The sequence below is a fragment of the Octadecabacter temperatus genome (assembly GCF_001187845.1).
Classification (GTDB): Bacteria; Pseudomonadota; Alphaproteobacteria; order Rhodobacterales; family Rhodobacteraceae; genus Octadecabacter; species Octadecabacter temperatus.
This window is the reverse complement of record NZ_CP012160.1, coordinates 307,769-331,628: the sequence shown is the minus strand read 5'-3', so window position 1 is coordinate 331,628 and position 23,860 is coordinate 307,769. Positions and strand designations below refer to the sequence as shown.

The 23,860-nt window shown below is 53.8% G+C and carries 18 protein-coding genes, 1 tRNA gene and 2 pseudogenes; 10 read left to right on the top strand and 11 right to left on the bottom strand.

Annotated elements, in window-relative coordinates; genetic code table 11:
• Window positions 1-26: 26 nt before the first annotated feature.
• From OSB_RS01785 to OSB_RS01755, 7 genes are all read right to left on the bottom strand, one after another.
• Window positions 27-1,931, bottom strand: coding sequence for an acyl-CoA synthetase (locus tag OSB_RS01785; protein ID WP_049833369.1), 1,905 nt, complete (start codon window positions 1,929-1,931; stop codon window positions 27-29).
• Between the two features lie 164 nt (window positions 1,932-2,095).
• Window positions 2,096-2,506 carry a peptidoglycan-binding protein LysM gene (gene lysM, locus OSB_RS01780; protein ID WP_049833368.1) on the bottom strand — a complete coding sequence of 137 codons (411 nt, stop codon included), beginning with the start codon at window positions 2,504-2,506 and terminating at the stop codon, window positions 2,096-2,098.
• A gap of 74 nt (window positions 2,507-2,580) precedes the next feature.
• Window positions 2,581-4,374 carry an ABC transporter transmembrane domain-containing protein gene (locus OSB_RS01775; protein ID WP_049833367.1) on the bottom strand — a complete coding sequence of 598 codons (1,794 nt, stop codon included), beginning with the start codon at window positions 4,372-4,374 and terminating at the stop codon, window positions 2,581-2,583.
• Window positions 4,375-4,557: 183 nt separating this feature from the next.
• Window positions 4,558-4,632: transfer RNA gene (locus tag OSB_RS01770), tRNA-Gly, on the bottom strand.
• A gap of 307 nt (window positions 4,633-4,939) precedes the next feature.
• A complete protein-coding gene (locus OSB_RS01765; RefSeq protein WP_049833366.1) occupies window positions 4,940-6,214 on the bottom strand; it encodes a glycerate kinase type-2 family protein in 1,275 nt (424 codons plus the stop codon).
• Window positions 6,211-6,657, bottom strand: coding sequence for a GNAT family N-acetyltransferase (locus OSB_RS16420; RefSeq protein ID WP_074202172.1), 447 nt, complete (start codon window positions 6,655-6,657; stop codon window positions 6,211-6,213). Before OSB_RS16420 ends, OSB_RS01765 begins: the two co-directional genes overlap by 4 nt.
• 3 nt (window positions 6,658-6,660) lie before the next feature.
• The gene (locus OSB_RS01755; RefSeq protein ID WP_049833364.1) at window positions 6,661-7,347 is read right to left on the bottom strand and encodes a D-lyxose/D-mannose family sugar isomerase; all 687 of its coding nucleotides are present in this window, start codon (window positions 7,345-7,347) and stop codon (window positions 6,661-6,663) included.
• Window positions 7,348-7,507: 160 nt separating this feature from the next.
• On the opposite strand from OSB_RS01755, the gene OSB_RS01750 reads away from it, so the two are divergent.
• From OSB_RS01750 to OSB_RS01725, 6 genes are all read left to right on the top strand, one after another.
• Window positions 7,508-8,578 (top strand): substrate-binding domain-containing protein, encoded by a 1,071-nt coding sequence (locus OSB_RS01750; protein WP_049833363.1) that lies wholly within the window; start codon window positions 7,508-7,510, stop codon window positions 8,576-8,578.
• Entirely contained in the window at window positions 8,575-9,921 is a 1,347-nt protein-coding gene (locus tag OSB_RS01745; RefSeq protein WP_049833362.1) for an ABC transporter substrate-binding protein, read from the top strand. The genes OSB_RS01750 and OSB_RS01745 overlap by 4 nt, the downstream gene beginning before the upstream one ends.
• Window positions 9,922-9,990: 69 nt before the next feature.
• A complete protein-coding gene (locus OSB_RS01740) occupies window positions 9,991-11,283 on the top strand; it encodes a carbohydrate ABC transporter permease (RefSeq protein WP_049833361.1) in 1,293 nt (430 codons plus the stop codon).
• The gene (locus OSB_RS01735; RefSeq protein WP_049833360.1) at window positions 11,280-12,512 is read left to right on the top strand and encodes a carbohydrate ABC transporter permease; all 1,233 of its coding nucleotides are present in this window, start codon (window positions 11,280-11,282) and stop codon (window positions 12,510-12,512) included. The genes OSB_RS01740 and OSB_RS01735 overlap by 4 nt, the downstream gene beginning before the upstream one ends.
• A gap of 3 nt (window positions 12,513-12,515) precedes the next feature.
• Entirely contained in the window at window positions 12,516-13,787 is a 1,272-nt protein-coding gene (locus OSB_RS01730; protein WP_074202235.1) for an MGH1-like glycoside hydrolase domain-containing protein, read from the top strand.
• Between the two features lie 22 nt (window positions 13,788-13,809).
• A complete protein-coding gene (locus tag OSB_RS01725; protein ID WP_049833358.1) occupies window positions 13,810-14,835 on the top strand; it encodes an ABC transporter ATP-binding protein in 1,026 nt (341 codons plus the stop codon).
• A gap of 494 nt (window positions 14,836-15,329) precedes the next feature.
• Here OSB_RS01725 and OSB_RS01720 read toward each other — a convergent pair.
• Window positions 15,330-16,571, bottom strand: a pseudogene (locus OSB_RS01720) (esterase-like activity of phytase family protein); the annotation flags it as partial.
• A gap of 10 nt (window positions 16,572-16,581) precedes the next feature.
• Here OSB_RS01720 and OSB_RS16845 point away from each other — a divergent pair.
• Window positions 16,582-16,800: pseudogene (locus OSB_RS16845) on the top strand (helix-turn-helix domain-containing protein); the annotation flags it as partial.
• Window positions 16,801-17,021: 221 nt separating this feature from the next.
• Here the strand turns inward: OSB_RS16845 and OSB_RS01715 are convergent.
• The 3 genes from OSB_RS01715 to OSB_RS01705 all read right to left on the bottom strand — a co-directional run bounded on the left by OSB_RS01715 (window position 17,022) and on the right by OSB_RS01705 (window position 21,186).
• On the bottom strand, window positions 17,022-19,208 hold the full coding sequence (locus tag OSB_RS01715) for a transporter (RefSeq protein ID WP_049833356.1): 2,187 nt from the start codon (window positions 19,206-19,208) through the stop codon (window positions 17,022-17,024).
• Window positions 19,209-19,568: 360 nt separating this feature from the next.
• Entirely contained in the window at window positions 19,569-20,399 is an 831-nt protein-coding gene (locus OSB_RS01710; RefSeq protein ID WP_049833355.1) for a MipA/OmpV family protein, read from the bottom strand.
• A gap of 91 nt (window positions 20,400-20,490) precedes the next feature.
• Window positions 20,491-21,186 carry a hypothetical protein gene (locus tag OSB_RS01705; RefSeq protein WP_049833354.1) on the bottom strand — a complete coding sequence of 232 codons (696 nt, stop codon included), beginning with the start codon at window positions 21,184-21,186 and terminating at the stop codon, window positions 20,491-20,493.
• Window positions 21,187-21,358: 172 nt separating this feature from the next.
• Here OSB_RS01705 and OSB_RS01700 point away from each other — a divergent pair, with 172 nt between their 5' ends.
• The 3 genes from OSB_RS01700 (at window position 21,359) to OSB_RS01690 (ending at window position 23,429) form a co-directional block, all read left to right on the top strand.
• A complete protein-coding gene (locus OSB_RS01700; RefSeq protein ID WP_049833353.1) occupies window positions 21,359-22,513 on the top strand; it encodes a helix-turn-helix domain-containing protein in 1,155 nt (384 codons plus the stop codon).
• A gap of 43 nt (window positions 22,514-22,556) precedes the next feature.
• Window positions 22,557-22,763, top strand: a complete 207-nt coding sequence (locus OSB_RS01695; protein ID WP_049833352.1) for a hypothetical protein — start codon at window positions 22,557-22,559, stop codon at window positions 22,761-22,763.
• A 147-nt stretch (window positions 22,764-22,910) separates the two neighbouring features.
• Window positions 22,911-23,429, top strand: coding sequence for a hypothetical protein (locus OSB_RS01690; RefSeq protein ID WP_074202270.1), 519 nt, complete (start codon window positions 22,911-22,913; stop codon window positions 23,427-23,429).
• Window positions 23,430-23,860 lie beyond the last annotated feature (431 nt).

Genomic DNA, 23,860 nt, shown 5'->3' with positions numbered 1-23,860 from the left:
CGCTTCTTTTCATCGCTTTATCTTACTTACGAAACCCAGACCCAAGGGCGGGTAAACGCACCGATAACACCGTTCACTTGCTCATCACTGGCTTCACCTGTCTTGGCAACATGCGCAACAAGGCCAAGCTTCTTGTCCTCAACAACAGACGTCACCTGAGCGGGAACACCGGCCTTATCCAATGCGGCATTATAAATCCGTGTGATAGAAGACTTACGCAGATCAGGCTTAAAGATTTTTCCAACAGCCGTTTTCGGTAGCTCATCCATGATTTCAAGGTGCTTTGGATAAGCTGCACGTTCGTGAATGTGCTTTTTGGCAAATTCCATAAGCTCTTCGACAGTTACCGTCGCACCTTCTGTTAGTTCAACGAAAGCTGCAGGAACTTCACCCGCATGGGCGTCCGGCTGTCCAATTGCACCTGCAAACGCTACCTGTGCATGTCCTGCGAGGGCTTCTTCGATTTCTGCGGGATCGATGTTGTGACCGCCACGAATGATCAAGTCCTTCGCACGCCCTGTGATCCACAGGTAACCATCCTCATCGATACGCCCCAAATCGCCTGTGCGCAGGTACTGCACGGGATCTTCGATTGGCGAATCTTCACCCGGATAGAAGAGGTCCGCGTTTTTGGCGGCTTCGGTATAGGTGTGGTTGTCATAGACACCTGGCGACGCAACGCAAATTTCACCGATCTCACCGGTTGGGACGTCACGGTGCGTTGATGCATCAATCATACGAACATTCGTATACGGGAACGGAACCCCGATTGAGCCAACTTTCTTATCGCCTGTCGGTGGGTTGATCGACACGAGACATGTCGCTTCGGTCAGGCCGTAGCCTTCGCAAATTGTAACGCCAGCTGCAGCTTCAAACTTCTTGTACAGCTCAAGCGGCAATGGAGCAGAGCCACAGAATGCCAAACGCAGAGACGAAATATCCGCGTTCACAGGGCGCTGCATCAAGGCTGACATCGCTGTCGGCACTGTGATCATGAACGTCACCTTATGGCGCTCAACCAGCTTCCAGAAATTATCGAACACCCCGTCTCCGCGATAGCCTTGCGGCGTTGGGAATACGATATGCGCACCAGAGCCAAGCGATGCACCAAGCGACACGATGGTCGCAAACACATGGAACAACGGCAGCGGGCAAATCAGGATGTCTTCGGGTTCAAACAACAGATGATCCCCAAGCCACGAATTGTAGATGATGCCAGAATTACGGTGTTGGGCGACCTTTGGCATGCCCGTCGTCCCACCCGTGTGGAAATAGGCCGCAACTCGGTCTTCTGTCGGGTCCTCAAATGTTAGCGTGGTTGGCTGTTTGGCGATGGATTTATTGAAATCAATAATGGCCGCGCCGTGGTTCACTTTCACCTTTGGGCGGATCAGCGGAACGATCAACTTTTTGAAGCCGCCGATGTATTTCAGCAGATCAACCTCAACAACGGTCTTCACGTTCGGCGCATGGTCCACCGCTTCCGCTGCCTTTTGCGCGACATCGGTTTTCGGGAACGCCTTGAGCGTCACAAGAACCTTAGCGCCGGTTTCTTTCAGGATCGCGCCGATTTGGTCAGCATCCAACAGCGGGTTAATCGGGTTTACGATGCCTGCAACGGTTCCGCCCAAATACGTCAGCACTGTTTCCATCGCATTCGGCAGTAAGAACGCGACAACATCATCCGAACCCACACCTAGTTCGCGAAACAGATTTGCTGTTTGCGCGACTTTGCCCTGAAGTTGGGACCAATTCAGTGTTTCGAACGGATCGTTCTCACCAGAGAACATCTGAAACGTAACCGCGTCACGATCTGGAAACTTTACAGAATTGCGGCCCAACTGAGCCCAAACAGAGTGCGCAACATCGCGCTCTTCCCACGTCATCTCGTTTTCGATCGCATTGCGATCAGCCATAGATGCAAACGTCATCGCTCGCTCCTCCCGAATTAATTTCCCTACCCTTGCGGGCAGTTTTCCCTATTCAGTAAGATGTGGTGGTTTGTCGCGTCGCGCAAGACTAACGCTACGAAAAAGGGCCGCTCCAGATTTCTGGCGCGACCCTAATGCAAACAGAGAACTCGTTAAAACTAGACTTAATCGTCCTGCGGAATCCGCAAAACTTGACCTGGGTAGATTTTGTCAGGGTGGCTAAGCATTGGCTTGTTAGCTTCAAAAATTTTCATGTAGGCGTTCGCACTACCGAGTGTTTTCTTAGCAATGGCCGACAGGTTGTCGCCTTTTTCAACGGTGTGGAATACAGCGCCGTCGTTGCTGTCATCTTCAACTTCAGCAACGCCTTCAACGTTACCAACCGCTAGAATAATCTTTTCACGTGCTTCTTTTGAAACCGCTTTGCCTTTAATCTTAACTTTGTCACCTTCAACAGAGATATCGAGGCCTTCAGCGTCAAGACCGAGGTCAGCAACCTCTTTTGTCAGTGCCTCTGCAGTTGGTTCACCAGCAACGTCTTTGCCGGACTTCTTCCAAAAATTAAACAACCCCATCTCGGTTCTCCTGTTTGAATAGGCGTTCGTGATGGCGATGTTCTGATCTTACGGGTGGACTTGCTCAAGGGGAATTAATCCGCCTGCGCGCCATCCGTGAACTGCAGCCGTGCAAGTCGCGCATAAAGCCCGCCTTGCGCAACCAAGTCATCATGGGTGCCAATCGCTGCAATCTTTCCGGCTTCAAAAACGATGATACGATCAGCCTTTTTAACAGTCGCCAGACGGTGCGCCACGATCAGGGTTGTGCGATCTTTGGACAGCGTATCAACCGCGCTTTGCACGGCCCGTTCGGATTCAGCGTCCAACGCACTCGTCGCCTCATCAAGGAGCAACACAGGCGCGTCACGCAAAATGGCGCGTGCGATCGCGATACGTTGCTTTTGCCCACCAGACAGCATCACGCCGCGTTCACCGACGTAACTGTCGTACCCATCAGGAAGTGCCGTGAGGAAATCATGCGCAGCAGCAGCCTTTGCAGCCGCTTCGACTTCAGCGTCAGTTGCTTCAGGACGGCCAAAGCGGATGTTCTCGCGTGCGGATGCTGCGAATATAACAGGGTCTTGCGGCACAAGCGCCATGTGACGGCGGAAATCCGAACGATCCAGATCACGCAAATCATCACCGTCAAAGGTTACTCGGCCCACACTCGGGTCATAGAACCGCAACAACAATTGAATGATCGTTGTCTTACCTGCACCCGACGGGCCAACCAATGCGACGGTCTCACCTGGTTCAACTGCAAACGAAACGCCGTCCAGTGCTTGCACACCTGGGCGCGCTGGATATGCGAATTCGACGCCTTCAAACGCGATCTCACCACGGCGCGTTGCCGGAGCAGGAAGCGCTTTTGCAGGATCGCTCACGGCGTCTTGGGTTTTGAGCAACTCGACCAGTCGCTCCGTTGCGCCGGCTGCACGCTGCAGTTCAGACCAAATCTCGGTCAATGCACCAACCGCGCCTGCGACCATGATCGTGTAGATCATGAACTGAACCAATTCACCGACTGTGATGTTGCCCGCACGTACGTCAGCCGCGCCCATCCAAAGGAAACCAACAATCGCGCTGAACGCGAGGAAAATAACGATCGCGGTCAGGATAGCCCGCGTCGCGATACGCTTTTGCGCCGCTTGAAAACTGTGTTCCGTGACGCGATGGAAATTCCCGCGGCTTTGGCTTTCATGTGTAAAGGCTTGCACCGTCTGCGCACTCAACAGCTGCTCTGACGCATCGCCAGAACTCTGCGCGATCCAGTCTTGGTTCTCTTTACTCAAACGACGAACCTTGCGTCCCAAAATGATGATCGGAAACACGATCAGCGGGATCGGCCAAAGCACCATCAATGACATCTTAACAGAGGTGAACAGCATCAACCCGATGCCCCCCACCAAGATTAAAACATTGCGCAAAGCGACGGAAACAGAACTGCCGATAACCGAAAGAATAACCGTGGTGTCCGTGGTAATCCGGCTTAGGACTTCACCCGTCATGATCCGTTCAAAAAACGCAGGGCTCATTGAAATCATGCGGTCAAAAACGGACACACGTATGTCCGCCACAACGCGTTCACCCAAACGGGTCACGAAGTAATAGCGCAGCGCAGTGCCAACCGCCAAAAGTGCCGCGAGGCCCAATGCTGCCGCGAAATACCCGTCCAGCAAACCAGGTTCTGCGATATCAAAATTGTCGACAACCCGACGTACCGCGAGCGGCAATATCAGGGACATCATCGCCGTTGTCACCAACGCCAAGCCCGCAAGCGCGATCAACACCCCATAAGGTTTCATGAACGGCCACAACGCAGCTAGCGCGCCGATCTCCTTTGAGCGTTCGCGTTCCATTTCAGCTTTTCTTGGAGCGTCGGTCATAGCTTATCCTTTGTTAGGGACACGACTTAATGGTGACTACGAGAGCACACAACCGCCCAACACCAAGCAACCGTTCGGATGCGTCGTAATATCACAATCTATGAAGAACTTTTCTCAACGCGTGCTGTCGAGTTCCCTAAAGAAGTCGGGGTACGCAATTGGAATGTTCGATTTTTGGAAGGTTGGAGCGGGTGGGGGGAATCGAACCCCCATCTCCAGTTTGGAAAACTGGGGTCTTAACCATTACACAACACCCGCGACCAGAAATACGCATATTTCAAGGGTGTAGGAGCGTCAAGACCGAGAATGAGCAAGCCAGACACGATTGCTCCGAAAATGCCAGTTCACGGCCCAAACCGGACATTGATTGATCCCGACGATGCCGCGGCGCAGCCCTTAATTGCGGACCTTTACCGCTGTCGGAAAAAGTTAAAGGTTGGCGAATTCAAAGAGTGCGGACAAAACCGACCTTAGTTTTCCAATTTCGCTGTAACAGCATCCGTCCGCTGTTGCGGCACACTCCTTACTGCAACACAACTCATGCAACTTAGAATGCAACTACCAATTAGCTTAGTGGCAAGATCAGAATCGCTCTGAAATCGTTGACGTTCGTTAAGGTCGGTCCGGTTACGATCTGCCCCCTCACAGATGCGAAAAAGCTATGGGCGTCGTTTTCGCTAAGCGCAGCCACGGGGTCGCGATCAACTTGCAAGGCGAGCGACAACGTTTCCGGACCCGCATAAGCGCCAGCGATCTCAGCGGCGCCGTCGACACCGTCGGTATCGCAGGCAAGAACGTGGATGCTTTGTTGTCGATTCAGAACGATTGCGGCTGACAGCACGAATTCCGCGTTCGGGCCACCAATGCCGTCACCGCGGCGGGTTACAGTGCATTCACCACCAGACAGCAACAAAATGGGCTTATCGCTCGGCTTGAGTTCGGCCTGAAGCGACAACGCGAGTGCAGCTTGCTGTGCGCCAAGGTCACGGGCCTCACCCTCGATTGCGTCGCCAAGATTACGTACGTCGTATCCGGCAGTCTTCGCCAGCTTTGCGGCGGCAGCGATAGAATGGGAAGGGGCTGCAATGATCCTTGTATCGGCATGCGATAGGCGCGGATCGTTTGGTGGCACAACTGAAGAAGCTTCAGCGATTGAGTTACGGATATGAGAGGGCAGGGAAATGCCTCGTTGATCGAGAATAGCAAGAGCATCTTGCGCGGTGCTTTCTTCACCAACCGTGGGGCCCGACGCGATCTGGCATGGATCATCGCCAGGTACGTCTGAAATCAACAGCGTCAATTGTTGGGCAGGGTGGCATGCCGCAGCCAGTTGGCCGCCTTTGATCAAGCTAAGATGTTTGCGCACGATGTTCATCTCGTCGATCGGCGCGCCGGACGCCAGTAATGCGCGGTTCACCTCCATTTTGTCGTCGAGCGTAAGCCCATCGGAGGGCGCGCACAGCAGGGCGGAGCCGCCACCAGATATGAGAGCGATGACAAAATCGTCGGGTGTGAGCCCTGTCACAAGATCGATCATTTTTCGTGTCGCGGTGACGCCCGCGGTGTCGGGAACCGGATGAGATGCCTGCGCAATCTCGATACCCTGTGTTGGCCGCTCATACCCGTATCGTGTGATAACGAGCCCATCACAGGGGCCATAATGAGCCTCGACCGCTTCGGCCATGCGCGCACTTGCTTTGCCAGCGCCGATGATCACAAGTCGCCCCTCCGGACGTGCGGGCAAATGCGCAGCAACGACGCGCATCGGGTCGGCGACGGCGACAGCCTCGGCGAACAGGCCTTCAAGGAAGGTTCGCGCGGCGGTGATAAGGTCCGTCATGATGTTTCTCCGAACAGCGAGGGTCCCAGTTTGCGGCGCAAGAACCAACGCGTGTGTCCCTGTGGCACGTCGTTTGCTTCATTTGTCAGCGCTGCAAAGACTTCAAATTCCAAACTTTTGTAAAAGTCCCGCGCCTGCGGGTTTGAGGTTTCTAGCCATGTCGCATGGCATCCTTTTTGAAGACTTTGTTCGAATGCGCGTTGCATCAACTGCCGCCCCAAGCCTGTACGCCGATGACCCGAGCAAACCCATAACATATTTACTCGTAGCCAGCCGTAAGACGTGGTTGCAGCCAGTCCTGCCAGAAGTGCTCCGTCATCATCTCGCACCGCTAGGTCAACTCGACCGTTGTGAGTTTGAGCGGACGAGGCCCTTAAATCCTCCAGTAGAGCTGCTTCCAAATCGCTCGAAAACCCGCTTTCAGGAGATGCATCAGTAATCATCGTTTAGACCAGCCAAGTTCGGTAATCGCTAACCAACAAGTGCTTGGGCGCTTCGTCTTCTTCGATTTCGGCAAATCGACCGATCGGATCCCGGAAGATGTTGTCGGTTTCGTCGTCGTTGACCGTGGAAACCTCACCAATCAGAACATCGCCGCCATCGCCCCAAAATGCATGCCAATCGCCTGGCATAAGGGTGACGCTTTCACCAGGCTTAAGGCGCAGTTTCTCGCCGGGACCGTAGTCACGACGCAGCCCATCACAGAACACCGTACCGCCGGCTGTTTCGTCGAATCCCCCATCCGAGTCTGAGCCGAAAAGTTCGACCACCAACGTAGCTCCACCACGGTTGATGATGTCTTCGGCCTTTATGACGTGGGTGTGCATCGGGCTAAGTTGGTCCTGCTTCGAAATAAGTAGTTTCTCCGCGTAGCACATTCCACCTCCCCGTTTCAGATCGGCCAAACGTCCGTTTCGCAAGGTGAAAAGGAACAACCCCATTTTGTCGAAATCACCGTCTCCATAGTCGGTGATGTCCCAGCCATTTCGGGCCGCGATTACAGCCGCAGCCTCCCCAGAACGCGCTTTAAATTCTTCCGGCGTCCAGTAGGCCCAGGGCGGCAGAACAAACCCGAAAGAGCGCATCATGTCGTTAGATTCAGTGATGATTTCGTTTATGCGTGAGCGTTTCATCTGTCCCGTTCCTGTATTTTTGCGCGTGATTTTTATGATGAAAAGCGCGAATTTCTGATTCCAACATCTCTTCATACAATTAAAATTCGCCCACCGAAACCGGTTTCGCTTGATTTCCGAAACCGGTTTCGGTTAGCGTTGATGAAATGGGAGGGAATCGATGTCTGGGAAGCCGGTCAGCTTAAAAGTACTTGCAGCACACCTTGATCTAACGGTCGGGACGGTGAGCCGCGCATTGAACGGTTATGCCGACATCAGTCCAGTAACCCGCGAGCGAGTGAAGCGCGCAGCGGATGAATTGGGCTATCGTGCAAACAAGACTGCGCGCAGCCTTTCCATCGGCACCCCTGAAACCATCGGCTATGTTTTGCCACGTCATAGTAATTCGATTGCGCAGACGTTCGTGGCGCAGCTTTTGCAGGGGCTGGGCGAGGCAATGAGCATGCGGAATTGGGATGTGCTCGTGGTTCACGCAGACTCACCCAAGGATGAACTAGCGCAGATCGACCGTTTGGTTCGCTCTGGTCGAGTGGGGGGACTTGTGATGTCACGCCCGCTGAAAAATGACCCGCGCATCCGCCTATTGCAGGGACTGAAGTGCCCTTTCGTAGTGCACGGTAGAACGGGGTCGAGTGACGATTACGCGTGGTTTGATGTGGACGGTGAAGATGCCTTTGTCACTTCCGTTGACCACTTGGTCGGACTGGGTCACAGCCGCATTGCCTTTGTCGGTGCGCCTTTGCAATACCAGTTCACGCAGGACCGGTTGAACGGCTATAACAAAGCGGTCAAATCCAACGGATTGCCCGTCGATCCCGACCTGATTCAGATCGCGGATCTCAGTGATGATGGCGGCGAGATTGCCACTTCGATGTTGCTTGATCTGCCAGAGCCGCCGACAGCTATTGTGTGCGTGACGGACTCGATGGCGATCGGTGCTTTGGCCGCAATTCGAGCACGCGGAATGCGGCCAGGTAAGGATATTTCTGTGATTGGGTATGATGGGCTCAAGTTTGGCGTTCACACCAATCCACCACTTACGACGATGGCGCAGCCGCTTGCACATGCGGGGCGCAGATTGGGGGACATGTTGCTTGCGATCATCGACGGCGATGATCCGATCAAACACCAAGAATTGCAGCGTGCACAACTACTGCGCCGCGAGACCGACGGACCGTTAGAGAGAGTAGCGGGCCCAATAAACGTTTCAAAACGGGAGGAAATTCAATGAAACGCACTACACATCTAATGGCAGGTTTACTTGCCACAACCGTTCTTACGGGTGCCGCAAATGCGGACACGATCCGGTTCTGGACAATGGAAGTCCAGCCAGAGCGTATCGCCGTTCAGGAAGAAATGGTTGCAGGCTTTGAGGCTGCAACAGGCCACACAGTTGAGATCATCCCAGTCGAAGAATCCGACATCCAGACACGCGCAACTGCTGCGTTTGCTGCTGGCGATCTGCCTGACGTCATCAACCTGACCGTTAGCCACATCCTGCCATACTCCGAAGCCGGTTTGCTGGATGCGGGTGCTGCAAGCGAAGTCATGGACAACTTAGGCGTCGATACCTTCGCTGAAGGCCCAGTCGGTATGGCTATGTCTGACGGTGAAATCGTAGCTGTTCCATCCGACGGCTGGACCCAGCTTGTTGTTTACCGCGCTGACTTGTTCGAAGCGGCCGGTCTTGCAGCACCGTCTTCTTTTGACGACATGCAAGCCGCGATGACAGCCCTGCACAACCCACCTGAAATGTACGGCTTCGTCGCCGCGACTAAGATTGACGAAGGCTATATGATGCAGTTGATCGAGCACCTTTCGCTCGCTACTGGCTACTCACCGGTCAACGCTGACGGTTCCATCAACGAAGACACGACGCATCTGGTTGAGCTTCTTGAGCTTTATCAAGACCTCGTTGCGAACTCGCCCGAAGGTGATTTGTACTGGTCCCAGTCCCGTGAGCTGTACCTTGATGGTAAAGCCGCAATGGTGATCTGGTCCCCATCTATTTTGGACGAACTTGGCGGCCTGCGTGACAGTGCGCCAGTCACCATCGACGATGACCCTATGACGACTGCTTTGGCAGAAATGACCGGTTTCTCGACCGTGATTTCCGGCCCTGGCAATGCAGATGGCGCTGCCTATGCTGACGTGCGCTATCTCGGCATTTCTGCTGACGCCAACACGAGCGTTGCACAGGAATTCGTTGAATACGTTATGTCCGAAGGTTACAGCCAGTGGCTGTCACAGGCTCCGGAAGGCAAGTTCCCGGTACGTCGCGGCGCAGAAGCTGGCGACACATCCTTTGAGATGGCCTGGGCTGGCCTGGACGTTGGCGTAGATCGCAAAGCGCCGCTGGGTGACATCTACCCACAGTCCGTCATCGACGACATCGTTGAAGGCCTCTCTGTAGGTGACCGCTGGGGTGTGGCTGACGGCCAACTCGCCACAGCGTCCAAAATCGTGAACTCCCAAGTTATGTCGCGCGTTATTCGTGAGATGACAGATGGCGATCTTACGGTTCAGGAAGCTGCGGACAAGATCGTCGCAGAGCATATGGCTCTTGATCTGTAAGCAATACTAACAGGCGGCGCGGAAACCTCCGCGTCGCCGACCTTCCCCCCTAATGATCTGGATTAGATGATGTCGGATGATCGCCCGCCACAGCCCCCCAAGGGTTTAGGACCGCTTGCCAAACGTGAAATGCGTTTTGCCTATATGATGCTGTTGCCGACGTTCGCAATCGTGTTGTCCGTTGTCCTGTTCCCCCTATTTGCCAATGTCTGGATCAGCTTCAAGCCGGTCACGCTGGGTGATCTGCGCGCGCCGTCGATCCTCGTGAACGAACGCCTAATGGGCGACGTTGAGGCCGTGGGAGACGAGGCCGATATCCGATACCGGATCCGAAATTCCTCCCGTCAAAGCGACATAGCAGCAGTCTTCATGACCGATGAATTGCCAGCGACACTGGACATTCTGAACGTCGATGACCGCTGTACTTTGGACGGTAGTGTTTTGGCCTGTGATCTCGGCGATTACGAAGCGGGCAAACGCGAAGACGTCATCGTGCGCGTCGCTGCAACGCAGGCCTTCTTGGACGCCCCCATCAACGTCAAAGACACCGAAGCCGCGTTTGAGTTTGACCCCGAAAACGTTCTAATAAACGATGATTTCACGCTCGATAATTTCCGAAAGGTTTTCAACGGGTCTGACTTTTGGCCGGTACTTTGGGCGTCACTCTATTACACTATCGCAGGCACCATTGGTGCCTTGGTAATGGGCCTGTTTGCGGCACAGTTGATGAACATGACATTCCGTGGGCGCAGCTTCTTGCGGGGACTATATCTGTCCCCATACGTCGCCCCTGTGATCGCTGTCGCCCTCGCTTGGGTGCTGCTGCTGGATCCGGGGCCTGGTGGGACGCTGAACGCGCTGCTGATCCAACTTGGTGTCATTGACGGCCCAATCAACTTCCTTGGTCAGCGCGTTGCAGAGATCCGGTTCCTTGGGTTGTCGTTTGATTTTCCCGTCGCCCTTACGGTCGTGATTATCTTTGAAATCTGGCGCTATTTTCCGCTGGCAATGCTGTTCATCCTTGCGCGGATGCAGTCGGTGTCCACGGATATTTACGAGGCCGCAGAAATCGACGGCGCGACACCGCTCCAGCAATTCCGATTCATTTCGCTGCCGCAGCTGGCGGGCATTATGGCGGTCTTGTTCCTGCTGCGCTTCATCTGGACGTTTAACAAGTTCGACGACATCTTCCTACTGACGGGTGGTGCCGCTGGCACGCGGACCCTGACGGTAAACGTCTATGAACAGGCCTTTGCTGTGTCCAACCTTGGTGCTGGTGCCGCCGTGGCGGTGGTCGTGTTCCTGATCTTGCTGGTCTTTTCAGTGATCTTCTTCAAATTCTCACCGGAGGACGACGCATGAGCCGTTTCGGGAATATCTTCTACCTCTGTTTGCTGTTCGGTGCACTGTGGGGGGCAATTGCCACGATACTGGTTACCCTTCTGGCGCTGTTCATCTCTGGTGAATTGTTTCAGCCACAAGTTACCGCTGGGGCCATTGCGGGGCTTGTCACCGCCGGTGTGCTGACAGGGTTCACCCCCGAAAGACGCACATTGGGAATATGTGTGCTCAGCGCATTTATTTTCGTCTTGGTTCTAACCGTGACCTCTGGTGCCGAACCTTTGGGCCTAGCGATGTCGACCTATTCGTTTGGTCAGCTAATTGCCGTTGTTGTGACGGCTTGGCTGGTGACATTCGCGATCAACACGACAGCAAAAGGTTTCGGTCCCAGCCGTGAACGACGCTATAACGTCGAGGTCATCTGCCTGCGGTTTGTAAAGGGGTTCGGCATCGTCGCATTCACCATTGCCGTCGCCCTTCCGTTCTTTGTCATGGTGATGATGAGCCTGAAGAACCAACAAATGTTGCTGTCCAACCCGCTCGATTTTTCGATCAATTTCGAACAAGGATTCACGGCGCTATTCCGCAGCTACATTGAACTGTTCACCCAGTATCATTTCGGCAGCTATCTTATGAACTCAGCACTTGTGTCAGTGGTCACCGTCCTCATCACGCTATTCTTTGCGGTTCCGGGGGCCTACGCTGTGGCGCGTCTGAAATTTCCGGGCCAACATTTTCTGAGCCGCTCTATTTTGTTGATTTATATGGTGCCGATGATCGTTTTAGTGATCCCGCTTTATGCGATTTTTAGCCAACTTGGGATGCGCAACACGCTTTGGGGGCTGATGCTGGTCTATCCGGCCACGACGATCCCTGTCGCGCTTTACATGCTTCAGGGCTACTTTCGCGGTATTCCTGCCGAGCTTGAAGAAGCTGGTTTGATGGATGGGCTTAGCCGCTTAAATGTGATCCGAAAGATCACCCTACCGCTTGCTTTGCCTGCTATGGCATCCGTCGCGCTCTATGTCTTTATGATCGCTTGGAACGAATTCCTCTTCGCTTTCATGTTCCTCGACAATGTCGATCTTTACACTCTGTCACGCGGGATTGCTGAGCTGAACTCCTCGGAGGTTCCACGTCAGCACCTTATGGCGGGTGCCGTAATCGCAACAGTTCCTGTCTTGGCGCTTTTCTTATGGTTTGAACGCTTCCTTGTCGCGGGTCTTACCGCTGGCAGCGTGAAAGGTTAAATGATGTCTCTCAAACAACTCGCTATCGATACACTTGCCAAGAATGACCGTGGCGGTTTCACGATCCCGACGGCAGGGCTCTATCCCTACCAATGGAACTGGGACTCTGCGTTCTGTGCCCTTGGCATCGCGACCTACGATATGGATCGCGCATGGGCTGAAATCACGTCCTTGATCGAAGGCCAATGGCCGAACGGTATGATCCCCAGCATCATCTTTCGCAGCGATGACCCTGACTATTTTCCTGGCCCTTCTCGCTGGGGAAAAACGCACGGCACGATCCCATCAACAGGGGTGTCACAGCCGCCTGTTTTGGCGACTGTTGTGCGCCAGATTACCGAAGGTCCAAGTGGCGCAGTTCGCCGGGCAGAAGTGTTCGATGCGATTTTCGCATGGCACAAGTGGTTCCACGATGCACGGACCGCGAACGGCATCGTCGCTACGGTCCACCCGTGGGAAACGGGACGTGACAATTGCCCCGAATGGAACATCGGTCTTGATCAGATGGAGATCGCTGCCGATTTGCCGCCCTACCAGCGGATGGACAACAAACACATCAATCCAGAATACCGCCCGACGCAGGAACAATACGACAAGTACCTAACGATCGTACATTTTGGCGTTAGCATCGATTGGGATCAGCGTCGCTTGACGGACGAGGGGCCGTTCTTGATGGCCGACCCAAACATTCACTTCGTTTTACTGCGGGCTGACAAAGACTTACTGGCGATGGCCAAAGAGATGGGCAAACCTGCACAGGTCTGTGACCAGATCGTTGCATGGATCGCCAAAGGCGAGGCCGCAACCGACTATCTGTGGAACGAAGATCTCGGTGCGTTCACCGCCCGCGACATTCGTACCGGTACGTTCTCAACCGGGTTCAGCAATTGCAGCGCATTGTGTTTTTATGCGGACAGCGGAACATCCCACCAGCGGGCACGCACCGCGGACAACCTGCGTCGGATTGCGAGCAAGGTAGATTACATGCTGCCCAGCTGGGACCCGGACTCGCCTGATTTTGAGGCGCAGCGTTATTGGTGTGGCCCTGTCTGGCCGCAAATGAATTACATGACGGCCCAAGGGCTGGCTGAGCAAGGTGAAGCAGAGCTGGCGAGAGAGGTCCGAGACGATCTGTGCCGCGCGATTGAAAAGTCGGGGTTTTGGGAATGCTTCAACCCATTGACCGGCGAAGGTTGCGTTGGGTCGAATTTTTCATGGACAGCGGCCGTTTGGCTATCATGGCAACACGAAACAAAGCTTGAAGGCGTGGCCTGAGGCCAATCAAAGGATATAAATTATGGGTTCTATCAGCCTCAAATCTGTCGAAAAATGGTTCGGCGACGTCCAAGTAATCAAAGGCATTGACCTTGATATTCTCGACGGAGAATTGATCATTTTTGTTGGTCCATCGGGATGCGGCAAATCTACACTATTGCGCATGATCTCGGGATTGGAAGAAACCAGTCGCGGCCAGATCATGCTGGATGGAAATGACGTCACTCACAAAGTCCCGTCCGAGCGCGAGCTGTCGATGGTGTTCCAGTCCTACGCGCTTTATCCGCACATGAGCGTCGAAGACAACGTGGGTTTCGCCCTTAAGACCGCAGGCGCGCCAAAGGCCGAAATCGAGGAGAAAGTTAACAACGCTGCAGAAATCTTGAAGCTTGATGCGTACATGGATCGCCGCCCTAAGGACCTGTCCGGCGGTCAGCGCCAGCGCGTCGCCATTGGCCGTGCAATCGTACGCAAGCCAAAGGGTTTCCTGTTCGACGAACCGCTTTCCAACCTTGATGCGTCCTTGCGAGTGGATATGCGGTTTGAAATTGCCCGTCTGCACAAAGCGCTTGAAACGACGATGGTCTATGTGACTCATGATCAGGTCGAAGCGATGACACTGGCGGACCGGATTGTCGTTCTGAAAGACGGTTTGATCATGCAGGTTGGTAGTCCACGTGAACTCTATGAGAAGCCGGATAACGTGTTTGTGGCGCAATTTATCGGTAGTCCGAAAATGAACCTGATCGCCTGCAGCACTACGGACGGATTTACGGGGCGTCCAGACCTCAAACCCGGCGCAGTGCAGCTTGGCATCCGGCCTGAACATATTGGTGTGGTCGATCAGGGCGCGGGTCACTGTGATGGCGTCGTACAGGTCAGCGAATACCTTGGTGCAGACTTTTTCCACTACATTGATTGTGGGCCGCTTGGGCTTTTGACTGTGCGAACCTCGGGAGCGTTTCCAAACATCGAGGGACAGACTGTTGGTCTGAAATTCGAGACTGGGAATCTGCACTTCTTTGGAACAGATGAACAAGCGCTTTGAATTGGAGCGCCAGTCGCGAGAATTCCTGTAAGTTCACCCACTGCTGCGCATTTCAATCCGCGTGAATGACCGGTTTTCAAGTTGTTTGGTATTACCGGTACTTACGCTCATGCGGCGTTTACGGTGCTGTCAGCGCGCTTCGAATGAAAGCCGAATTCGCAGTACAGGCACTTAGAGCTGTTCACGGCCATGAAGACGTAAAGGGCTCTGTTCGGTTTGAAATTAACTCCGAAAACGACGGGACGGGCCAGAGATTGCCTCAGCCGCCATCAAAACCCTTCTGAGTAGTGGAAAAGACGATACCGCGCCAAAACGCCCACAAACAGAGAAAGCGCGCGACGACACCACGATCAACCTCAGGACGAGGCGGACTTATGCAATCGCGTGTAACCAAGACTGCCCTTTCCCTGCTGGGGGGCGGAACTTGCAGGGTGCGGAATTAGCGTGTGTCAAATCCTTCCTTTCAAAGCCTGTGATGGATAGATTAAAATCGTTTCGCGCTGCACGGCGACATAGAGCATGTCATCCACACGCGTGATACCTTCAAACCCAAAGCGGCGTTCAACGGCGAGCAATTCATTTGGCAGCGCGATATAATCCTCAATCGCGCCATCTGCACTGACGTGATAAATCGCGTGGGGCACCAAGCGGTCAGAGCGACCCTCAGAGGCGATCCAGAAGCCGCCGTCGCCGTCCAGCGCAATGCCTTCCATGTCGATCAACTGCGCAGGCTGACCTTCGCGGGTCACGCGGATTGCGCCTACGATCTGAGCCGGAGTTTGCGACACGTCGATATGAAAGATCGTGGGCTGCATGCCATAAAAGCTGTCAGACACAGCGAAGATCGTTCCGTCGTCGGCCATGACCTGACCAGAGATTGCACCCCAGCCTGTCAACTCATCCATACCTACCGAGGTCAGATGCGGATAAGTCGCCGCGGCCTCTTGGTATTCAAACAGCATGACATGAGCGCGCGCGCCCGCATCATCGACCTCGTTGGCTGAGATCAGCAAATTGCGTTCTGGGATTGTCACGTAGCCCTCTGGCCCGATGCCCGATGGCAAGAGCTGGGTCAATTCAGGGGCGGCGGGATCGGTGATGTCATAGACACCCACGATGGAGGATCGCTCCGCGCCGACAAAGACGTAAGGCGTGCCGCCAAAGACATCAAACGTAACGCTTTCGGGTTCTACGCCTTTGTTGCCAGAGCGTTCTTCTGGGTAGTGGCCTAGCGAAATGATCGCATGTTCGAAGGATACGCCGCTGTCATACACAACGTCGCCGTCTTGGCTGAAAATGGTCCAGCCGCGTGATCCGCCGTCCATGTCGCCCTCATTGGCCATGGCGAAATGGGTGTTGTCGATCCATGTGATGCTGTCGGGTTCGCGCGGGACAGTGATCGTCTGGTCGAACACCAACGCGCCCTCTTCTTCTGTATCAACGCCTTCCAGCGTCACTTCACCGGCGGAAAAGTGGCTCAGCACTTCGCCCGCGGAAGACAGCACAACGATGTAGTTGTTTTCCTGCATCGTGACGACGACTTCGTTTTCCGCGTTGATTGATACGAATTCCGGCTCAGGATCTTCTGGCGCGATATCGGCAAGGCCGGTCACATCAGCGATGCGGGCGGTGTCACACGCGATCAGGCCTCCGGCTGTCAGATCAACCATAACGACGGAACCCGCAGGCAGCTGGCCGACGCGGCCATCGCCAAGGTCTTCGTCACGCTCATTTTCTCGATCCCCCAAGCCCAAACACGTGTGGAACCGCATTCCAGATGAGGTCTGACGCAAGGTCGTCAAACTGGCGTTGAAGGAGACCGATCTGTCTCCGGGAGAACTGGCGGGGACGTTCGTGGATACGGAAAGCTACTTTGTATCAGAAGCTTCAACGTATCGGATCTTGAAGGCGCACGATCTGATCAGCAGTCCTGCCTTCATTGTGATCAAGGCGGCCAGCGAGTTCTGTCCGTCGTCAGGCCATTTGGTAAGATCTGGAAGCAAGCCGGACGCACGAACCTACCAATTAGAAACCAGTCAAACCCATGTGGTTATCAGCTTCTTGAATTACGGGCTTGGGTTCCCTGCACAATTTCGATCGGACACGTATCCCGTTTCCAAATCGGAAAATGTGTTTCACCTTCTTTGGCCAATTCCTCTTATTCAAGGGCGAAAACCCTTGCTAAATCAGCGGTTCAGCACTTCCAAAACGTTTGCAAAGTCATCGGTCCAGACACGGCCGCCATCAGATGCTAAAGGCGTCCATCGTGGATCGGCGTTCAAATCACCCAAACCTTCACTGTGGCGTGAAAGGACAACAACGCGCGACCCTACATCGCCGGGATCCGCGGCAGTGTTACCCGTATAATCCTGAATGCGCGCCTCTAGTCCCAAGGTTTCGGCCAGACGCCCCAGTGGGCGGCTGATGTCATAGTAGCGGTTGGAGATATGGAAAACCAACACACCGTCGTCGTTGAGATGTTCGAGGTAAATTTCGAATGCTTCGACTGTCGTCAAATGCACGGGCACGGAATCCGATGAATAGGCATCGATCACAAGGATATCAAAGCTCAATCCATCCTGTTCAGCTAGGACCATACGCGCATCGCCAAGGTGGGTCGGTGCATCCGGAGCGCAACGGCTCATGAAGGTAAAATGACTTGGATCATGGGCAATGTCGGAAACCAATGCGTCGATTTCATAAAAATGCCAATCTTGATGGGGTTGGCCATAGCAAGCCAATGCGCCAATTCCTAACCCAACGATGCCGACAGTCCCTGAAGCATCCGCTTTGGCAGACGTAAGAACCTGCGCCATAGGACCGTTGCGATGATAATAGAGCTGTGGTTCGGGACGGTCAGCCGTCAGATCAACGATTCGCTGCGCACCGTGGGTTGTGGTGCCGTTGCCATAGATGCGCAAACCATCTTGCTCCACGATCTTATGTGTCCCGAAGAAACTACGGTCCCTAAGAAGCGGGGTGCCGTGATTAACAAACACCTGCCCTGCGACAAGAAACCCTACGATCACCCAAGCAAGAGCATGTTCGGTGTGTCGGATTGTGGTCGCGACCGCGAGGAAAAGGACAATCGCGATAGCGCCAAAAACGAAAATCCCGAAAGTGCTGATCAGCGTTGTTTTCGCCAGTATCACAACGACCAAAGCCAGCGCGCCAAACAATGCCGTCCGCGATGGGCGAACTGCCCGGATCAGCAGAAGTATCGCAGCAACGGCCACAGTGATTGCACCCTCATGCAGTTCGTTAAACAGGCTGGGTGCAATGATCGAATTGAAGAAACCGCCAAAGGCGCCGCCAACAGACATGGTCACGTAAAACGTCGTCAGGTGCTCGGCTGATGGGCGTTCCGAATAAAGTAGCGCATGCGCGTAAAGCGCCGTCAAAAAGAAAGCCACGACGGTTAAAACCGCGGACCAGACAGATACATGAATGCCCAGCAAGTTTGAGAACACCACCGCCAGAACGCCAAGTCCAATGAGGTAACCCAATCGGAGCGTCGCCATAGACGCGACAGGCCGGTTTGTGAAAACCATCACAAAGGTTAGCAAGAAAAGCGCAAGCGGGATCACCCAGATCAATGGTACGGACCCGATGTCGGTCGTAAGTTTAGTGGTAACCGCCAACATCATAGAGGAGGGAACAAACGCAATAAGCGCCCAGAGTAAGCGTGTTTTCAGGCTCGGCGCAGACTGGGTTTGCGTTTGGGCAACTGTGCGAACATGTCGCCCGCGCGCCATTAAACCCGAGGCGAGCAACAGTGCACCTAAAGCCCAGAACCCAACCGTCCAGCCCCAACCGATTTGGGTCGCCCCAAACAAGGGTTCGGCAACCAAAGGAAAACCCAGCAATGCAATCAACGAGCCAAGGTTAGATGCACCATAAAGGAAATACGGATCGTCTGCTGAATAACCACCCGTGCGTGCATACCAAGTCTGAATAAGCGGCGCGTTCGCCGACAAGACAGCGAACGGAAGGCCAACGCCCGCAGCGAACAATAGAAGCGTTTGTCCCGCTGTCGACTGCTCAGCATCATAGCTCCAGCCAGCACTTACGGCCAGAGGCAGGAAAAACAATGCAAGCGCCCAAAGCGTCAAATGCAATGCGATCTGTGCGCGAACTGACAAGTACCGCGTTATCAAATGCGCATACAGATAACCGCCGATTAAGACCGTTTGGAAAAACAACATCGCCGTTGTCCACACAGCGGGCGCCCCACCAACATGCGGAAGCACAATTTTCGTGAACAAGGGCTGAACAAAAAACAACAACGATGCAGACAAGAAGATTGTCGTGCTGAAAAGCACGGGCGTCAGCCAGCGCGGTTTTGTAGCAAGATGCGTTTTTGCTTCGACCATAGGTACTCTCCGAACGGTGTTTCGGAAGGTGTAATAAGGAAACGGGGCGAAACTTTGTCCCCAAACTGGAAACAATGCGTTTCACTTTTCGTGCGACCACCCTTATTAATCGGCTGAGCCAAACTGGCTTGCACCCGACACGCCGCACCGGTGCTTCGCTTTATCAATGCGGGTAACTGACACTGAAGCCCGAGGACACTTAACGATTTCCGCCCCGTGTGTTTCGGAACGAACTTTGTTTGAAGTCAACTTCGCCTTGCCTCCTCGTCGATTGGCGCGTCGGGCCCTCTACCGTCGTAGGGTCGTGAGGGCACCGACGACCAGATGCTGATCTTCTTTTCGTTAACGGTTGTCGCGGCGTTAAAAGGTGTAATTGAGCACAAGCCCAGCGGTCGTTTGTTGCTCGGACCCGCGCTCTTGCACGATCGATGAATCGCGCACGTCTCCGGCGAGATGGTCATACTTGGCAAAGCCAACAAGGGCGATGTGCTCGTTCAAAGGCACATAGGCAGATGCGTGCAAGCCGTATGAAATGATACCGCCGTTGGCGTCGTACTCACTAATTCCGGATGCTGCCGATTGTGCAGCAGAGACATCAAAGAACGTGCTCGCATAGCTATCATCCGAGAAACTGGCCGTCGAGCCGAATGAGATGACGGACTGCCTGCCAAGGATTTCGACGGGGGCGTTGTAGGTGACGTCAACATCGCCAACGAGACCGGAGTGACCACCATCAACACCTTTGCGCACCTCAACCGAGGTTTGCAGGTTTCCATAGGTGTATTCGATATAGCCCCCGAATTCGGCCGTTTCTTCAATACCTCCCAACCCAGTGATCTCTGAACTTGCGACATCGGATAGCAACAGCGAATGGTCTGACGGGGTATCTTCGCGGCCAAAATCATATGTCAAAATCGCGCCCGCGGTCAGGTTGCCTTCTTTATAGACATCATATTCGATCCCTTCGAGCAATGAGATATTCAGGCGATCCCCGATGGCGACCGAGATGTTCGGGATCGCGTAGACCGACGTTTCGCTGCTACCAAGGAAGGACGGCGCAGAGATAACGCCACCCGACACGGTAAAGAAAATATCGTGCCCGGCAAAGGTGTCTTCGGACCGGTCTTGCGCGAAAACGCTGGCGGGGAGAGTTAGCACCAGAGTTGCGGTAAATGTCGTGATCGTTTTCATAGTATTCTCTTTCTTCAGGCGCGTGCTTGCGCGGTGTTGGAAAACTGTTGGAGTGTCCGCTCTGGTTGGAGCGACGTGATGTTATTTGGCATCAGACCTGCGGCACGTGTTTTTGGGGCCCCTTCCCACGCAAGACGCGGAAGAGCCAAAACAGCATAAGCAGCATGATTGTCAGTTCGGGCAGTGAAAGAACGCCACTGTTACGCACCAACTCTGGGAATGCCTTTGCACCTGGTCCCGTGAAAGCAGACCCTGCAGCAATGAAAAACCCGAGACACATGCGCCAAACGTGCTGAGCGATCCGGTGCTTGTTGGACAGGGACTTCTTCAGGAGGGCGACAATGTCGTTGATAAGCGCGACGCCTGCCATGCCTGCTAGAAAGAAGTAGTCAGCAGCAGCAAATCCACGCAAGGTTTGCTCTGGTAAGGTCAGCGCACAAGATCCGGCTGCGATCAGACCTGCCGTGTTCAAAAGGTTCACACCTGCAATTGAAACGAACATCGTACCGCGATGCTTGGTAGGCCGCCGTGCGAGCAACCACCCGCTCAGCACAAGGGTTACCCCAAGGACACCTGCATGAAATGTGATGAAGAAGGTCTCGAATTTGACCAGCCCGAGTATTGCCCCGAGAAATGACGAAAGGCCCATCATAATGGTAAACACGCGGCCTGCGTTGACGTGGTTCGTTGCGCCTTTTCGGACGGCAAGTGCGATGGCCCCCATTAATACGGCGATTGCGCCGGATGCGACGTGGGCGATTGTGGTAAGCGTGACAAAAGTAAACATTGGAGCTCTCTTCCGTTGTGGCCAAACGTTTGTTGGCAGTGAAATCTGAACTCTGTTTGGAACGAAAAAATCGCTGTGTCGTCCGCGCGGGACGGCGCGTACAAATCATTCGTCATTTTGTGACGCGCTTTTGAGCGTTGAAGCGGGGCGCGGATTAAGCCTATCAATCGGAATGCATACTGATGGAACCATTGCCCTCTCTGCCGCCTGCTTGGGGCTCGCACTTGCAGGCGTAATGTCTGCGTTACGCGGTACGCAAGACGGGCTTGTTCGGTATTATCTTACATTGGTTTTTGGAGTGTTTGGCGGCATGGTTTCGACACCACTCGTCTTTACGTTCGCCTTCTCGATGTACGGTTTTTACCTTCCAATCGTTTTGGTTTTGCTTCTTATTCTGCCACCAGCGGTCTTCTATTACGTGGTTGCAAAGACGACTGAACTCGAACCTTCGACCATGCGATGGCGAGACTTGATCTTACCGATCGCGGGCAGTTTCGTGATGTTTGGCTATTGGTTGCAGCCAGCCAGCGCCAAAACTGCTATGTTCATTGAGGGTAAATTGCCTGCGGGCTATGTGCTTTCCACGCTGGTTCTAGCAACGTTCGTCTTGATCTTTTGTTGGTTGGTTTCGTCTTGTGTTTATCTCGTCGCGACGTTGCGAAGATTGCGCGCGTACCGAACTAAACTACGCACACTCTATTCGAATCTGGATGACCGTGAATTGAGGTGGCTAGACTGGTTTGTGATTTCCCTCGTCACGCTTTGGGCAGTCACTGCATTCACCTCTGTCGCCGAGAACACGGGGTTAGATCAGGCCGTTTTCGAAGAACTCGTTTACGGCCTAACGGCGTGCCTGTTGTTGTTCGTGATGGCCTTCGCATCAATTGCCCCTCCCGAAACGGAAGCCGAGGCACCTGAGGAACCAGATGAAACCTCCGAGGAGAAATATGCGAGATCGGCCTTGACCGAAGCCCATGCGCAGCAACTGGCGTCGCGCATCACATCTGCAATGGAGAAGGATGCTCTGTATCTTGACCCGAACCTGTCTTTGCAAAAACTTTCACGCCATGCAGGTGCCCTGCCCAATCAGGTTTCCCAGACGCTCAACGAACAAATCGGGTCAACGTTCTTCGACTATATCGCGCGCCACCGGATTGAGGCTGCCAAGCCAATGATACGAGAGGGCCGCGCATCGACGTTAACAGTGTCACTCGATGTCGGCTTCAACTCGCGCTCAACATTTTACAAAGCGTTCAAGCGGGAAACGGGTATGACACCAAAGGCGTTTAGAGACGCGGCGAAAGACACGCTCAGACTAGAATATTGACGATTTCAACACGCAAGTCTAAGCTGGCTAAGGGTTGGGGAAGATGCGTAATGACGAAAATTCCGACATGAAGCCACAAGTTGAACATGTCCTGCTCTCTTTCTACGAATGCCTAACAAACCCAAATCATCTTGAAACCATGATCGAAATGTTAATGTCGTGGCTAGATGACGGCGACAATCAAGTTGTTGCCCCAAAAATCGACCGTCATGCTGACCAAGTTTGGCGTTTGCTCGGCGAAATCAAGTAAACTGATTATCAGGAAACAGACGCGTTTGTACATCGGCGCTTTGAACGAAAGGTCGAAGTAGAGGCCGCACTCCTAGACCAAATCAGCATTGACGACATTTAGAAACTTAGGTCATGGCTAGCGTCGGACACGCATGACAAAGCCCTTTTGCTTCGTGTCATCAAAGAGGACTCCACGGAACTCGTGATCTTGTCCCACAAAGATGTTTCTGGGTTCGTCGGGAAAATGAAGACCTATGGACTGGCCTGCCTTTATGCGCCCAAAACCATCAAACTGATCTTGGGCATTGCAATGCGCAGCTTAGTGCGAAATGCCGATCCCTATTCAGGTATCCATCCGCTCTTGGGGGTAGATTTGTCTGAAATCGAGGATGCAGATGGCATCCAAGCACATGACCGCAATTTTCGAGATCTGATCGACTTCAACGCCGAAGGCATGTGGCGCGATTCAAGCTTTTCGAATTTCGATTGGGCCTATGCGCCGGACAACACCAACATCCGCCCGCGCGTCGCCTTAATACATTGCAAAGACTCACTGGTGAAATCGCCCGGTTTTCTGGATGTCTTCGCCGAACGCATCGGCGCACCGATTTATCAGATCGATTCATACCTGCCCTATATTTCAAAGCCGTTGCCACTGGTGCTGGGCAAATTGGAAGCGCCTTAACGCTGTCACCGGACAGCCGACAAGGGGCGCAGCGAACATCGGTTTTGTGGGCTTCAGATCGCCTTCGCAATTTCGCGCAACCAAACACTTTTTATTCAAAGTTCGTCCGATTTCACCCGTTCGGGTGATTGTCGAAACGCGTCTGTGCCTCTTACAATTAGGCCAACAATAATCGAGCATTCCAGCAGGCCAATAGCACAGTTCGAACGCACACAATGGCAAGCCCCGCAACGGGCCCGCGCCTAAAGATGTGGGCATTTTCAGGCATCGGGTTGGCTGGCAGTGAAAAGCACGAGAGACACGGGAATGAGAATACGTAGAACCCTCCTCGCAGCAGCAACGGCTGCAAGCGCGACGCAAGGGGCACAGGCATTGCCGACGAGTAGAGAAAGCTTTGAATGATGAACACGGCGCGTTGTCTATGACCGATG

Bases quoted from the DNA above. Each gene is read 5' to 3' on its own strand.
- OSB_RS01725 (WP_049833358.1), top strand. From the start codon at position 13,810: ATGGGTTCTATCAGCCTCAAATCTGTCGAAAAATGGTTCGGCGACGTC.
- OSB_RS01695 (WP_049833352.1), top strand. From the start codon at position 22,557: ATGCGTAATGACGAAAATTCCGACATGAAGCCACAAGTTGAACATGTC.
- OSB_RS01715 (WP_049833356.1), bottom strand. From the start codon at position 19,208: ATGGTCGAAGCAAAAACGCATCTTGCTACAAAACCGCGCTGGCTGACG.
- OSB_RS01765 (WP_049833366.1), bottom strand. From the start codon at position 6,214: ATGACGGACCTTATCACCGCCGCGCGAACCTTCCTTGAAGGCCTGTTC.
- OSB_RS01705 (WP_049833354.1), bottom strand. From the start codon at position 21,186: ATGTTTACTTTTGTCACGCTTACCACAATCGCCCACGTCGCATCCGGC.
- OSB_RS01730 (WP_074202235.1), top strand. From the start codon at position 12,516: ATGTCTCTCAAACAACTCGCTATCGATACACTTGCCAAGAATGACCGT.
- OSB_RS01740 (WP_049833361.1), top strand. From the start codon at position 9,991: ATGTCGGATGATCGCCCGCCACAGCCCCCCAAGGGTTTAGGACCGCTT.
- OSB_RS16420 (WP_074202172.1), bottom strand. From the start codon at position 6,657: ATGATTACTGATGCATCTCCTGAAAGCGGGTTTTCGAGCGATTTGGAA.
- OSB_RS01710 (WP_049833355.1), bottom strand. From the start codon at position 20,399: ATGAAAACGATCACGACATTTACCGCAACTCTGGTGCTAACTCTCCCC.
- OSB_RS01745 (WP_049833362.1), top strand. From the start codon at position 8,575: ATGAAACGCACTACACATCTAATGGCAGGTTTACTTGCCACAACCGTT.
- OSB_RS01755 (WP_049833364.1), bottom strand. From the start codon at position 7,347: ATGAAACGCTCACGCATAAACGAAATCATCACTGAATCTAACGACATG.
- lysM (WP_049833368.1), bottom strand. From the start codon at position 2,506: ATGGGGTTGTTTAATTTTTGGAAGAAGTCCGGCAAAGACGTTGCTGGT.
- OSB_RS01750 (WP_049833363.1), top strand. From the start codon at position 7,508: ATGTCTGGGAAGCCGGTCAGCTTAAAAGTACTTGCAGCACACCTTGAT.
- OSB_RS01700 (WP_049833353.1), top strand. From the start codon at position 21,359: ATGCATACTGATGGAACCATTGCCCTCTCTGCCGCCTGCTTGGGGCTC.
- OSB_RS01735 (WP_049833360.1), top strand. From the start codon at position 11,280: ATGAGCCGTTTCGGGAATATCTTCTACCTCTGTTTGCTGTTCGGTGCA.
- OSB_RS01785 (WP_049833369.1), bottom strand. From the start codon at position 1,931: ATGACGTTTGCATCTATGGCTGATCGCAATGCGATCGAAAACGAGATG.
- OSB_RS01775 (WP_049833367.1), bottom strand. From the start codon at position 4,374: ATGACCGACGCTCCAAGAAAAGCTGAAATGGAACGCGAACGCTCAAAG.